Genomic DNA, 14,523 nt, shown 5'->3' with positions numbered 1-14,523 from the left:
TGTGCTGGTAAAGTTACTTCTCCTGTCGCTGGATCAATACTAAATAATCCTTGATCTGTTCCCCCGGTAATTGCATACGTAACAACTCCGATTGGCGTACCACTTAACACTGGTGTGTCCGTAGCAACCGTATTCTCATCAACCGTTTGGGTCTCATCACTTAAGTCGATCGGTATATAATTTACAGTAACTGTAAAATCTATTATTTCATTGATACAAACATTATTATTGTGAGTAACGATAACCCTATAATCACCTGCTTCTGATTGAGAAATTGGATCATCAGTATATATTGAAGTTGGTGAATTAGCTTGTAATAAGACATAACCATTTCCATCTCCTCTATCAATTAAAAATTCATACATTAACTGGGAAGAAGAATCGGAACCAGAAGTGTAATCTGGAGTTCCTCCAGAAAAAACAGTAGTGTTACTGGCTACAGAAGTTGCATTAATAGTTAAAGCATCTCCTGCGTCAACTGTTTGATTATTAATAACAGCTAAATATGTGATTGTAGTAGCAATCACCTCATTACCAGTTAATCCATTATAACCTCCAGAGGCACCAGAAACTGTTCCATTAGCGTTGATACCAGAACCATCAATGATTCCATCTGAATTCACATCTAAACCTCCTGATTCTATAACATCATTACAACCATCATTATCTGAATCAAGATCTAAGTAATCTGGTGTACCGTCTCCATCTGTATCTAAAGGATCTGTACAAGATTTAAATAATGAAAATCCCATTGTAACAGCACCTCCATTACTATTATTTTTGTAAGCTATAAGCTCTACTCTATCTATTAATCCAGATATGTTCGTTGTAAAATAATTATTAGCTACAACACCACCTCCGCCATTAGTGTTACTGCTAACAACCTTGACACCATCTCCAACTGTTGAAGTTGTCCAACCTGTTGGATCTGAGAAATCAGACAAGTCTGATAACGAAACCGTAACAGGAACATTATTTAGGAAAGCTCTTATTTCTACTGCATCAGCATTATTAAATCCTGATGATTTAAAAGAAAATCCGTTAACTACTTGATTAAAATCAAATTCGTAAATAACAGTACTTGTAGTTGGATTTGTAGAATTTGGCTGCACATATAAATACTTTCCTTCTGGACCATAATTATCTTCAATTCTAATTCCATTCTGCCAAGCAGCAGAACCATTAAGTGTAGCATTAAAATTAAAAAGCCCATTCGCTAAATTATTTAACGGTAAATTGGAAACTAAATTTGTATTTTCAGCATAAGCTGGTGTATTTAAATCTTGTGCTTGTGTATTAAAACATTCTGATCCGTTTTCATTTACATCAGTTATTCCGTCATTATCACTATCTATATCACAAGCATTTGGAACTGAATCGCCATCAGAATCTATTGAATCATCAAAACCTGCACAATCATCATCTTGATTTGGAACTCCATCATTATCATCATCACATTGGGCATCTCTTTGGTTATAATCTCTAGAAGTACCAACTGATTGACTTCCCGAAACAGCATCTGGAACACCATTTGCCGCTACAGAACCTGTAATTTCTCCTGTTAAAAAGTTAACTTGACTTATTTGGATATTATCTCCTCCTTCTAAAGCATCTAAACAACCATCATTATCCGAATCAATATCTAAGTAATCTGGTGTACCATCTCCATCTGAATCTCTTTTTGTTTTACAAAATGTAAAATTACTTATAGACAATGCCTGAAATTGTGTGTTTACAGGTGCTGTTGTTAGGTTTCTATATACAATTTCAATGTTGGTAATCCAAGCCTGAATACCATTGATACTCATGTTTGTATTAGAATTATCAGCCCCAATAGCAGTAAACGTATTGGTTGAAGATAATGTTTGATCTGCTAATGTATATTCAGCAGGTGTTAACGTATGAATAGTTCCATCTACTGTAGTTGCTAAAATCACAACCTCATCAATAAAACCTGAATTTGCGGTCCCTGACGCTCCTGTAGGATCTCTATCTACATCATACAACGTAAATGCTAAATTGTAAATAGGTTCGCTAAAAGAAAAACTATGAGAAGATTCACCTCCATTAGCCGCTTTTTGATATAAATTATATGTTGAATTTGTTGAGAAAAAATCATTAATTCTATAATGATATTGTGTGATATTATTTGAAACCTCCCTATTTAAAGTAACTGTAACGCCATCTGCAACAGGTGTATCATTTACTAAATAAGGGTCGTCTCCAGAGGCTTGATTAGTACCTCCCTCAGTATAAATAGCATCCCAATTTAACACAGAGCTACTACTATTACAGCTACCCATTTCTACTGAATCTAAAATACCATCATTATCATCATCAGCATCACAAATATCTGCAACATTATCTGAGTCTGAGTTAGTATTTCCAGAAGCTACAGGGTCACACTGATTAATTGGTGTTTTTAATGTTCCTTCTACAAGAATATTATCAACATAGTATATTTCATTTATGTTGTTATTATTAAAAATTACTCTAAGCCTTAAACTATTTCCATTTAAATTTGAGACAGATGATGTAGTAGGAGTAATAATATTACCGTTGTATTGACCATTAGTTGTGAAATTCACCCAACCTGTTTCGTCTAAATTATATTGAATCGTTACTCCATCAGTATTTTCATGGTTAAGGTTACTTGAAACCAACATTGAAATACTGATATTTTCATAGTCATCAATCTCTATAGGATTAGAGCGACTCACAAACCATTGATCTCTACCATTTGTATTAGAAGTATTAGATGCATAAATTCTATTATTAAAAACATCTACACCACCATTGTAGTTTCCATTGGATATGATAATACCCTCAGTAAACCATAAAACATTAGCGGGAGTACCCTGACCGTTAGTCGTTCCATTTCCATATGTAAAATCTTCTTGCCAAATAGTAGTTTGAGCAAATAAATTAAACGATAAGAAACAAAATAATAAAGTAATGAATAATTTTCCGCCAAAAAACTTAGCAGAAAACTTAAAAGAATAATCTTTTTTTTCCATAATTGATAATTACAAGTATGTACCGACACACTTGAGTTATTGCTTTTTTATATTACATTTAGAAAAAAACTGTGCAATTATGGACTGTAATTGATAATAATTGACAACTGTAAATTTCTAAATTTTTATTTTTTCTAAAAAAATAAACATTTAACTTGGGTTAAATGTACATTACAAATTATTTAATTGAATATGAATTTTATTATCAAAAGCGAAGTAGAATATAAAATACCTCCTCCCCCATTAAACAAAATGTAATTTTTGTTCATGTAACTAATTGAGGGGGGACTGATTTTATGCAAATATAATACTTCATTTTGCATATGTATGTAAGTAAGAAACAAAATTTTTCTTTAAGTCACATTATTTTTTTAGAAAAAATACAAAATTATACTGTGTTAACATGATTATAGTTTCAAACTATGCAAGAACTACATAAAATAATTATAAACTATTTTAAATAAATAAAATAAAAGCATCCTAAGAAGACTTAAAAAAAACTCAATATAAAAGTAAGGGAACCACCCAAAACCTCTTTAAACCATACTTAAAACAAATAAAAAAATCTAAACAACAAAAGAATTGATAATTTCTATAAAAAAATCAACATCCATCATTTTTGTATATTTTGAAAAAGACAATCTTACGGAAGAAAACTCTAAGTCTTCTTTTTCTAAAACCTGAGTTAAAACATGAGACTTTTTATTGGAACCACTCTGACATGCACTTCCTGCAGATGCAGCAACCCCTTTTAAATCTAAACTAAAAAGCAACATATTGTTTTTAATAGGCAATTTTACACTTAAAATTGTTGGCGAAGAATTTTTAATGTCAGCTGAAGCTCCATTAAAACTAATACCTGAATTCAATGATCTTAGCTGTTCTATTACATAGTTTTTTATGTTTTGCACATGCATTAAATTATTACCTCTATCTTTAATAGATAAACGTAAAGCTTCATGCATTCCAACTATACCATGAACATTTTCTGTACTCGCTCTTGCTCCTTTTTCTTGACTACCACCATAAAGCATTGGTTTTACAACCAATCCTTTTCTTACAAAAACAAAACCAACACCTTTAGGTCCATGGAATTTATGCGCACTTGCGGTAATAAAATCTACAGGGATTTCTGATAAATTTAAATCAAAATAACCAATTGCCTGAACGGTATCTGAATGAAAAAATCCATTATATTTTTTTACCATTAAAGCAACTTCTTTAATAGGTAGTATATTTCCTATTTCATTATTAACCATCATTAGGCTAACTAAAGTTTTCTCTTTAGAAGAAGCTAGTTTATCCTCTAAATCAGACAAAAGGATTGAACCAAACTTATCCAATGCTACATATTCAACTTCAATATTGTATTTCTCCTTTAAAAAATCAACAACATGTAAAACAGCGTGATGTTCTATTTTTGAAGTAATAATTCGTTTTACACCTAAATTTTCAACAGCATTTTTTAAAATAAAATTATTAGACTCTGTTCCACTTGAAGTAAATATTATTTCTGATGAAGAAACTTTAAAATAACTCGCTATTTCTTTTCGAGCAGTCTCGATAACTGTTTTTGCTTTTCTTCCATATTGATGCGTTGATGATGGATTACCAAACATTTCTAACATCGATTTACGCATCACCTCAACTACTTCCTCTGCCATTGGTGTAGTTGCAGCATTATCAAGATAAACAGTTTTCATAAAATAGATTTAAAAACGAGCACAAAAATACAACTTAATAATAGATTTATTGATTTTGATACACATACACTTCCGTAGCACCTAACCCATACTCTTTGTAAGAGGCATCATAAAAAGAAACATTGTACCTATTTAATAATGTATGTAGTTCTGATTTTAAAACACCTTCACCTACTCCATGAATAAAAACCAGCTTGGATATTCTTTTTTGAATACAATATTCTAACTTTCTTTTTGCAGTATCTAGCTGAACATTTAAAATGTCAAAATTATCCAAACCTTTAGTTGACTTCATTAATTTTTCAGCATGTAAATCAACCTCCATCACTACTTCATTTTTAGTTTTTTTAAATAATGATTTTTTTCTTTTTTGCTGACCAACTTTTTCTTTTAAAAACTTGTTGTTAATATTTAGAAATTTGGATAATTCATGTTGATCTTGCTCTATTTTAACCAACTCATTTTCAGAAAACAAGTATTGCATACCTGAAACATCCTCAACAACAACCATTTGGTTTTTAAAACCAGTAACAACTCCCTTTATAACATCATCAACCACAGCTACTTTATTACCAATTTCAAAACACATTCTTAACCTTTTATTAAATACTTACTTATTAACAAATTATAATTTTGCTTATTAAATACTAGACTACAAAAGTAAAGAATGATGATGTTTAAAGCGTAATGAAAGTATGTTAAAAAATCAAACAATTAATACTAAAACTTTTTTTGAAACTTCTAAAAAGAATATTCATTTAACAAATGATAGAAAAAAATTAATACAAAGTATAGCGAATAGCATTGTTCAACATTTAAAAAATGAAAAAAAAGTTATTCTAAATTTTATATGCACTCATAACTCTAGAAGAAGTCAATTTGCACAGGTTTGGAGTTTCTATGCTACTCATTACTTTGAATTAAAAAACATAAAGTCTGTTTCTGGTGGAACTGAAGTTACCGCATTTAACAGAAACACTGTTAAGTCTTTACAAAAAACCGGATTTGAATTTAATGTTGTGGATTTTTCTCATCAAAACCCGAGATATCTAATTTCATTTCCTGGAACCACAAAATCTACCTTAGGGTATTCTAAACTTTACGAAACAGAAACCAACAAAGAACCATTTATAGCTATTACCACTTGTGATAATGCAGATAAAAACTGCCCGTTAATTCCCGAAGCAATTTCCAGATTTCATTTACCTTTCTCTGATCCAAAAAAACATGACGGTTCTGCACTACAACATGAAAAATATCTGAAAACAAGCCAACAAATAGCAGGTGAAATATTTTTAATTTTTAAAGAAGTAAAATCTCAACTTTAAATCAACAAAAAAGCGATACACAAGTGCATCGCTTTTTTACTTTCTATTCTTTTTGTAATTGAAACTTTCAAAATAGTCCCCCAACAATTTTTTGTATTACAATTACACTACAAATATACATATGTTAATCAATTAACAACTCCAAAAATGTTACATTTTTAATCAAAAAACCAAAAACCACTGATAAACAGTGGTTTTTTAATAAACTTTTTTTGAAACTTTTAAAAATGTTACACCTCAATATTCTTATCATATGGTATTCTTTCTAACACATGTTCAATACAAGCTATTCGTGCATCTGTTTTTCTGTTAGCTTTTATAATTTTCCAAGGTGATAACTCTGTATTCGTTTTTTTAAACATCTTCTTTTTATAAACCGTGTACTCATCCCACAAGTCTTGAGCATTCTCATCTACTGGTGACATTTTCCATTGTTTTAAAGGATCGTTTTTTATATCTTCAAAACGTTTAGCTTGCTCTTTTTTTGAAATAGACATGTAAATTTTAACCAATCTAATACCAGATTGTAAAATCATTTTTTCAAAACCATTTACCTGTTTCATAAAAATTTTATACTCTTCTTCGGTACAAAATCCGTTTACAGGCTCAACAACAGCTCGGTTGTACCAACTTCTATCAAAAAAAACAATCTCACCTGCCTTTGGCATTTGCTCTACGTAGCGCTGAAAATACCATTGTGTTTTTTGTTCTTCACTTGGTTTAGGCAACGCTACAATTCGCATAAAACGAGGATTAATTCTCTCGGTCATTCTTCTAATTGCGCCACCTTTACCTGCAGCATCTCTACCTTCAAATAAAATAATGATTCTTTCATTATTTTGGATTGCCCATTTTTGTAATCGGATTAATTCAACTTGTAAATCTTTAAGTTTATCCAGGTAATTTGCATAGCGTAATGCCCTTTCTATATTTAAAGGCTCACGCATTAAAATAGCCATTAATCCTTTTTTAGAATTTAATTTACGAACATCTTCTTCTGTTAATTCTTTTTTTAACATGGATTAATCATTTTGAATTATCGATCTATAATAACGCATAACAACGTTTGGATCTGGATTTAAATTAGTCATAGCTTCTTCTTTACCATCATAATTAAACCTACTTAACACGTAACGCATAGCTTCTAAACGTGCTGTTTTTTTTGTATTGGTTTTTATAATGGTCCACGGACAATAACTTGTATGCGTATTGGTAAACATTTCTTCTTTATAAAAGGTGTATTTATCCCAAAGTTCTTGTCCTTTTTTATCTACCGGACTAAACTTCCATCTTTTTAATGGATTATCTTCCCTTGCATTAAATCTTTTTAATTGTTCTTCTTTAGTTATAGATAGCCAAAACTTAATAATTATAATTCCGTCTTCATATAACATATGTTCAAACTCTGGAACTTGTAACAGAAATTTTTTATACTCAGGCTGCGAACAAAAACCCATTACAGGTTCTACAACAGCTCGATTGTACCAACTTCTGTCAAAAAAAACAATTTCACCTAGGTCTGGTAACTCTTTTATGTATCGTTGAAAATACCACTGACCTCTTTCTATTTCTGTAGGTTTATTTAAGGCTACCAATCTGGAAGACCTTGGATTTAGGTGCTCCATGAACCTTCGGATATTCCCTCCTTTACCAGCAGCATCTCTTCCTTCAAAAATTACAGCAACTCTTTTTTTATTCTTTACCACCCAATTTTGAAGTTTAACCAATTCTATTTGCAGCTTTCTTAATTCAGTTTCATAAGTAATTTCTTTTTGCACTTTTTTAAAAGAAACTTTTTTATCCGAAATAAGCTGAAGCAATTCTTCATTGGTTTTTAAACTTTTAAAATCATCAGCAGTAATAATTGGTTTTTCTTCCATATATATCATTCAAAAACGATTCACTAAAGTACTAAATATGATTAAGAATAGCTATTTAAATAGGTTATTATATATTTGTTATGTGAAAAAACTAACACTAACATTCCTCATTATATTGAGCGCCAACCTATACTCTCAAAAAAAGTATACTAAAGAGTTTAGCTTTGTAAACGATAACGATTTATACGTATCTACTCATTTTGATCGATACTACACTAACGGAATGTTTTTTACTTACAGATACCTTAGCGAAAACCATTCAAAAAAAACTGTAAAAAAAATATATGAGCTAAGTATTGGTCAAGAAATGTACACTCCTTTTAAAGCTGTTGTGCAAAGTGTTTCTCTTCACGACCGCCCTTTTGCTGGACATTTATTTGGAAGCTTTAGCATAGCTAAATTCAAACAGAATAGTAGCTTTACAAAAACAACATTTCAGGCAGGTATTTTAGGTAAAAATGCATTTGCTAGAGAGCTTATGGAAATAATTCATAACATTTATGGTTTTGAAGAAGCTGTTGGATGGGACTACCAAATTAAAGACGCTATTTCATTAGGCATAAACTTTAACTACACTAAAAACCTTAATGTTAATAATGATTATTTTGATATTAACTGGAGTAATTCCGCAAGATTAGGAACTGTATATACCGATGTTTCAACAGGATTTATATCAAGAATTGGACTAAAACCTCTAGAAAACTTTGCGAATACCATAGCTTTTAATAGTAATTTAAACAATGAAAATTCTAGTTTTAATAATGAAATAGAATCTTTTTTCTATATAAAACCTACTCTAAAGCTGGTTGGATACGACGCTACAATTGAGGGAAGTTTTTTAAACACCAAAAGTCCTGTTACCTACAATATCAATCCGTTACAATTCTTTTTAGAGCTAGGTTTTAAATTTACAGCTAATAAGTTTAATTTTGGGTATGCTTTTGTATACCATACTAAAAAACTTAAAAGTATACGTGTACCAAAATCAAGCATTTACGGCAGTATTCAAATAAACTATCAATTTAATTAGCACAGAAAACAATTAAGCACTAAATTTATTTCAGAAATTATATTAATACAATATATTTGTAAATCTAATTATAGCTAAAAACGAATGAAATTTATAGTATCGAGTTCACAACTATTAAAACAATTACAAGTTTTAGGTGGCGTTATTAATAGCAACAACACTTTACCAATTTTAGATAATTTTTTGTTTGAATTATCAGAAAATGAATTAAGAGCTTCTGCATCTGACTTAGAAACTACCATGACTTCAACTATTGAAGTGGAAAGTACAGATACAGGATCAATTGCTATCAATGCTCGTTTATTATTAGATACTTTAAAAACCTTTCCTGATCAGCCTTTAACATTTAAAACTGAAGGAGAAAGCACTATTGAAATCAGCTCTGAGCAAGGTAAATATGACATGGCTTATTATAACGGGGAAGAATTTCCTAAAGCTGTAGAATTACCATCACCAAGTAGCACAGAAGTTCCTGCACATGTTTTAGCAACAGCTATTTCTAAAACTATTTTTGCTACAGGAAATGATGATTTAAGACCTGTAATGAGTGGCGTATTTTTTCAATTTAGCTCAAAAGATTTAACTTTTGTTGCAACCGATGCTCACAAATTAGTAAAATATACACGTACAGATGTTACTGCAGATAAAACTGCTGAGTTTATTATGCCAAAAAAACCTTTAAACTTACTTAAAGGAATTTTAGGTGGAGCTGATGACAATGTAACTATTGAATATAATGATACAAACGCAAAATTTACATTTGATAATGTAGTGCTAGTTTGTCGTTTAATTGATGGAAAATACCCTAATTACGAAGCGGTAATTCCTAAAGAAAACCCTAACAAACTTACTGTTGATAGAGCTTCTTTTTTAAATTCAGTTCGCCGTGTATCTATCTTCTCTAGCAAAACAACTCATCAAATCCGTTTAAAAATGGCTGGTACTGAGTTAAATATTTCTGCAGAAGATTTAGATTATGCAAATAAAGCTGATGAACGTTTAAGCTGTGATTACCAAGGAGACGACATGCAAATTGGATTTAACTCTCGTTTTTTAAGCGAAATGTTAAATAATTTAAGCTCAAATGATGTTTTAATAGAAATGAGTTTACCAAACAGAGCTGGTATCTTAACTCCTTTAGATGCTACTGAAGATGGAGAGCAAGTTACTATGTTAGTTATGCCAGTAATGTTAAATAGCTAAAAAAATATTTATAATTCAAAAACCACGGGAGTCCCGTGGTTTTTTTTTATTTATATCTAAATTAATAATTTAATGTTATACTCACTGTATTAACTGGCGTTGTATACCAATGAGCCCAGTGCTTTGTTTGTCCTCCTAAAGGAGTATAAATTTCAGGAGCTAAAGGAAAACCAACTGACCAAGCATAAATTTTTTGAGCCTGATTAGCATATGGGTAAACTCCTCCTGAGTCACTTAAATATAAAGTTGGGAATCCCATTGTTGATTCTGCTTTATACTCAACATTATACTCTAATCGGTTATACGTTTTTACGGTATTCCAATTATACCACCACCAAACTCTTTTACGCTTTTCAACTTTTGTATTAGCTCCAATAGAACTATAAAACCCCCAAAAGCCATTAAACTGTCTAGCTCTCATTCTATAATTACTACTAAAATAACCATAACTTGTTTGATTTCTTGCTGATTCCTCTTCTACCTTAACATTATTGTGCATGTAAACTGATAGTTCTTTGCTAAATTTATAAGTATCTCCTCTTTCCATTCTAATTTCGCCTGCTTTATAAGCCTCATTAAACTCATCAATATGGTTTCCTGAACCTTCACTGTAAGTATAAACAAAATCTCCATCTATTCTGAATATTTTATCTTCTATACCTATTTCTCCGCTTTCATTTAGCATTAATAATAGCATGTCATCATCAGAAGCTACTGTAGGGACTGCTTTCTCTTCAATTCCTAGCTCTTTAGCTTCAGCTGCTTCTAGATTGTAAACTAACAATAAAGGATTGTAAACACCTTGCTCTGAATACTTTCTAGCTTCATCTAAAAAATCTGTTTCACCTTCAACTTTTTCATTTATAAATGACTTTAATTCATCAACATTACCAAAATGTAACATTTTTTTTCCAGTTTCCTTTTGAGAAATTATCTCTTGAATAGTGGTATCTTCTATACCAACCACTTCTTCATTTTTACAGCTTACAACCATGATAGATACCATGATTAAAAAAAACAATTTTTTCATAATTTAGTTTATTTAATAAGTTTTTAGTGCCTACTCTTTCACTTTTCGGCTTACGCGGTTAACATAAAAAGGTTGATCAATCCTTAAGCAATTAATTACATGTTACATATTAACATTGCAAACTTATTACCTAAACACAGGTTAATTAACATACTAAAACCTGTTTACATAGAAGAAAAACCCTGTAATTTTTACAGGAAATAATATTTCTAAAAGTCTTAAGATTTTTGTTAACATCTTTCACTTTTAAAAGTCATAAATAATTGTAAATTTACGACTCTGAAAAATACATTATTTATAGTATGGGTAAAATTATTGCCATTGCAAACCAAAAAGGAGGTGTAGGTAAAACTACAACATCTGTAAATTTAGCTGCAGCCCTTGGTGTTCTTGAAAAAAAAGTTTTATTAATAGATGCTGACCCCCAAGCAAATGCTACTTCTGGTTTAGGAATAGACGTAGAAACAGTAGAGCTAGGAACTTATCAAGTATTAGAGCATACCGTTAACCCAAAAGATACTGTGGTAAAAACAGAATCTCCTAACGTAGATTTAATACCTGCACATATAGATTTGGTAGCTATTGAAATTGAGCTAGTAGATAAACAAAAAAGAGAGTACATGCTAAAGAATGCTTTAGAAAGCATTAAAGACGATTATGATTACATTTTAATCGATTGTGCACCGTCTTTAGGTTTAATCACTCTAAACTCTTTAGTAGCAGCAAACTCTGTAGTTATCCCAATTCAATGTGAGTATTTTGCTTTAGAAGGATTAGGAAAACTTTTAAATACTATAAAAAGTGTTCAAAAAATACATAACCAAGAGTTAGATATTGAAGGATTATTACTTACAATGTATGATTCTCGTTTACGTTTATCTAACCAAGTAGTAGAAGAAGTAAGAAAACACTTTAGCTCTATGGTTTTTGACACAATTGTACATAGAAATATTCGTTTAAGTGAAGCGCCAAGTTATGGTGAAAGCATTATTTCTTACGATGCTACTAGTAAGGGTGCAGAAAACTATATTCACTTAGCAACAGAAATTATAAATAAGAACTAATACACACGGATGGCAAAAGCAACAAAGAAGCAAGCATTAGGAAGAGGATTATCGGCTTTGTTAAAAGAAACTGCTGAAGTAAATTCTGCATCAGATAAAAATGCAGATAAAGTAGTTGGAAATATTATTGAAATAGATTTAAAATTAATAGAAGTAAATCCGTTTCAGCCACGTACCTATTTTGACGAAGAAGCGTTACAAGAATTAGCAAACTCAATTAGAGAGCTTGGTGTAATTCAACCAATTACTGTAAGAAAATTAGCAGAAGACAAGTTTCAATTAGTATCAGGTGAACGTCGTTTCAGAGCTTCTAAATTAATTGGAAACAAAACCGTACCAGCTTACATTAGGATTGCTAACGACCAAGAAATGCTAGAGATGGCATTGGTTGAGAACATCCAACGTAAAAACTTAGATCCTATAGAAGTTGCTTTGTCTTACCAACGTTTAATAGATGAAATTAAACTAACTCAAGAACAATTAAGTGTTAGAGTTGGTAAAAAAAGATCTACCGTAACCAATTATTTACGACTGTTAAAATTAGACCCTATTATTCAAACAGGAATGAGAGATGGTTTTATTTCAATGGGACACGGTAGAGCCTTGATAAATGTAGAAAACTTTAGCGATCAGCTTACTATTTATAAAAAAATATTAAAAGATAAGCTTTCTGTTCGTCAAACAGAAGATTTAGTTCGAAACTTAAAAGAAGGAAAAGTTGAAAAAGCTAGTAGTAATAAAAAACAATTACCGCCTGCAATTGCAGACAGTTTAGAAGGTATCACTGAGTTTTTTAGCACTAAAGTAGATGTCTCTGTTAACAACAGAGGTAAGGGAAAAATTTCAATCCCTTTTAATTCTATTGAAGATTTTAACAGAATAAAAAAATTATTAAAATAATTTTGAAATCTACTCATATTTTATTGTTCTTATTCTTTTTATTGCCTTTTTCAATGAAGGCACAAAAAGACTCTATAAGAGTAAAAAAAACAGAACAATCACTGATTAAAAAAGTAGAATACAATCCACTTTCTCCTTCAAAAGCAGCATTTTATTCAGCTGTTTTTCCAGGAGCAGGTCAAATTTACAACAACAGGTATTGGTGGCAATTACCTTTAATTTACGGAGGTTTAGGAGCGAGTATTTACTATTATGTTGAAAATAGTAATGATTATGATAGATACAGAACTGCTTACAAAAGAAGAATAGCAGGTTTACCTGATGAGTTTACAGTAAATGGCGTTGAATTAATATCTGAAACCGGATTAGAAAGCGCCCAAAAGCAATTACGTAAAAATAGAGACTTATCACTATTATCGGTAGTTTTAGTATACGTTTTACAAATTGTTGAAGCCAGTGTTACTGCACATTTAATTCAGTTTGACACAAGTGACGATTTATCTATAAGCCCAACGGCCATTCCCGATTATAATTTTGAAAATGCCCCAAAATTAGGTTTAACATTAAAATATTCTTTTTAGTATGAAAATAGCCTTACTTGGTTATGGTAGAATGGGTAAAGAAATTGAAAAAATTGCCATACAAAGAGGTCATGAAATCGTAATTAAAACTTCCGGAAAAGATTCTTACGATATTACTACTGCTGATGTAGCTATAGATTTTAGCATTCCGTCATCAGCCTACAACAACATTAGTAACTGTATTAACCACAACATTCCCGTTGTATCTGGTACTACTGGTTGGTTAGACAAATACAATGATATTGTTTCTTTATGTAATGAAAAAAAAGGAGCATTTATTTATGCATCTAACTTTAGCTTAGGGGTAAATATCTTTTTTGAACTGAATAAGCAGTTAGCAAAAATGATGAGCAATTTATCGCAATATAATATTAGTATTGAAGAGATTCATCATACTAAAAAACTAGATGCACCAAGTGGTACTGCTATCACATTAGCTGAAGGTATTATAGACAACACAGCTAAAAAAGCATGGGAATTGGACAAAAAATCATCTGAAGATATTATTCCTATAAAAGCAGTAAGAACTCCTGATGTTCCTGGTACTCATACCATCACTTATGAATCTGAAGTTGATAGTATAGATATTAAACACACTGCTCATAACAGACAAGGCTTTGCTTTAGGTGCTGTTATTGCTTCAGAATGGTTACACAACAAAACAGGTGTTTTTACCATGAATGATGTGTTAAATATTGGTTAAAAAAGACATCAGCAGTAACTAAATTTAAAAATATATACTAATATTCGCGAACTTCAATGTTTTGCGAAGTAAAAAACAATTGCA

13 protein-coding genes are annotated in these 14,523 nt (G+C 30.8%); 7 read left to right on the top strand and 6 right to left on the bottom strand.

All coding sequences use genetic code 11. The features are described 5' to 3' along the window. The 3 genes from ACFQ1U_RS06310 to ACFQ1U_RS06300 all read right to left on the bottom strand — a co-directional run. Nucleotides 1–3,017 (bottom strand): cadherin repeat domain-containing protein (locus ACFQ1U_RS06310; protein ID WP_386106471.1); only part of this gene is annotated, 3,017 nt, incomplete at its 3' end. 566 nt (nucleotides 3,018–3,583) lie between these two features. Beyond that, nucleotides 3,584–4,720 (bottom strand): cysteine desulfurase family protein, encoded by a 1,137-nt coding sequence (locus ACFQ1U_RS06305; protein WP_386106469.1) that lies wholly within the window; start codon nucleotides 4,718–4,720, stop codon nucleotides 3,584–3,586. A 46-nt stretch (nucleotides 4,721–4,766) separates the two neighbouring features. After that, complete coding sequence (locus ACFQ1U_RS06300) at nucleotides 4,767–5,309, bottom strand: Smr/MutS family protein (protein ID WP_386106467.1); 543 nt, start codon at nucleotides 5,307–5,309, stop codon at nucleotides 4,767–4,769. 106 nt (nucleotides 5,310–5,415) lie between these two features. Between ACFQ1U_RS06300 and ACFQ1U_RS06295 the strand changes: the two genes are divergently transcribed. Next, a complete protein-coding gene (locus ACFQ1U_RS06295; RefSeq protein WP_386106465.1) occupies nucleotides 5,416–6,048 on the top strand; it encodes a hypothetical protein in 633 nt (210 codons plus the stop codon). Between the two features lie 230 nt (nucleotides 6,049–6,278). Here ACFQ1U_RS06295 and ppk2 (ACFQ1U_RS06290) read toward each other — a convergent pair whose 3' ends face one another. Further along, nucleotides 6,279–7,067 (bottom strand): polyphosphate kinase 2, encoded by a 789-nt coding sequence (gene ppk2 / locus ACFQ1U_RS06290; protein WP_386106463.1) that lies wholly within the window; start codon nucleotides 7,065–7,067, stop codon nucleotides 6,279–6,281. A gap of 3 nt (nucleotides 7,068–7,070) precedes the next feature. Continuing rightward, nucleotides 7,071–7,928 carry a polyphosphate kinase 2 gene (ppk2, locus tag ACFQ1U_RS06285; RefSeq protein ID WP_386106477.1) on the bottom strand — a complete coding sequence of 286 codons (858 nt, stop codon included), beginning with the start codon at nucleotides 7,926–7,928 and terminating at the stop codon, nucleotides 7,071–7,073. Nucleotides 7,929–7,965: 37 nt separating this feature from the next. Here ppk2 (ACFQ1U_RS06285) and ACFQ1U_RS06280 point away from each other — a divergent pair, with 37 nt between their 5' ends. Both ACFQ1U_RS06280 and dnaN read left to right on the top strand, forming a co-directional pair. After that, nucleotides 7,966–8,958 carry a lipid A deacylase LpxR family protein gene (locus tag ACFQ1U_RS06280; RefSeq protein WP_386106461.1) on the top strand — a complete coding sequence of 331 codons (993 nt, stop codon included), beginning with the start codon at nucleotides 7,966–7,968 and terminating at the stop codon, nucleotides 8,956–8,958. 84 nt (nucleotides 8,959–9,042) lie between these two features. Beyond that, nucleotides 9,043–10,161, top strand: a complete 1,119-nt coding sequence (gene dnaN, locus ACFQ1U_RS06275) for a DNA polymerase III subunit beta (RefSeq protein WP_386106459.1) — start codon at nucleotides 9,043–9,045, stop codon at nucleotides 10,159–10,161. Nucleotides 10,162–10,222: 61 nt separating this feature from the next. Here the strand turns inward: dnaN and ACFQ1U_RS06270 are convergent, their stop codons facing one another. Next, nucleotides 10,223–11,191: a hypothetical protein gene (locus ACFQ1U_RS06270; protein ID WP_386106457.1), complete on the bottom strand. Its 969-nt coding sequence runs from the start codon at nucleotides 11,189–11,191 to the stop codon at nucleotides 10,223–10,225. A gap of 302 nt (nucleotides 11,192–11,493) precedes the next feature. Here ACFQ1U_RS06270 and ACFQ1U_RS06265 point away from each other — a divergent pair, with 302 nt between their 5' ends. From ACFQ1U_RS06265 to dapB, 4 genes are read left to right on the top strand one after another with little or no spacing between them, the layout of a single operon-like run. Further along, the gene (locus ACFQ1U_RS06265; RefSeq protein ID WP_386106455.1) at nucleotides 11,494–12,255 is read left to right on the top strand and encodes a ParA family protein; all 762 of its coding nucleotides are present in this window, start codon (nucleotides 11,494–11,496) and stop codon (nucleotides 12,253–12,255) included. Nucleotides 12,256–12,264: 9 nt separating this feature from the next. Further along, nucleotides 12,265–13,155 (top strand): ParB/RepB/Spo0J family partition protein, encoded by an 891-nt coding sequence (locus tag ACFQ1U_RS06260; RefSeq protein WP_386106453.1) that lies wholly within the window; start codon nucleotides 12,265–12,267, stop codon nucleotides 13,153–13,155. A 53-nt stretch (nucleotides 13,156–13,208) separates the two neighbouring features. Beyond that, complete coding sequence (locus tag ACFQ1U_RS06255) at nucleotides 13,209–13,736, top strand: DUF5683 domain-containing protein (protein WP_386106451.1); 528 nt, start codon at nucleotides 13,209–13,211, stop codon at nucleotides 13,734–13,736. A gap of 1 nt (nucleotide 13,737) precedes the next feature. Further along, a complete protein-coding gene (gene dapB / locus ACFQ1U_RS06250; protein ID WP_386106449.1) occupies nucleotides 13,738–14,439 on the top strand; it encodes a 4-hydroxy-tetrahydrodipicolinate reductase in 702 nt (233 codons plus the stop codon). Nucleotides 14,440–14,523 lie beyond the last annotated feature (84 nt).

Origin of the sequence: Tenacibaculum geojense, assembly GCF_042676005.1 — a bacterium.
GTDB classification, from domain to species: Bacteria; Bacteroidota; Bacteroidia; order Flavobacteriales; family Flavobacteriaceae; genus Polaribacter; species Polaribacter geojense.
This window is presented reverse-complemented; position numbering and strand designations above follow the sequence as displayed.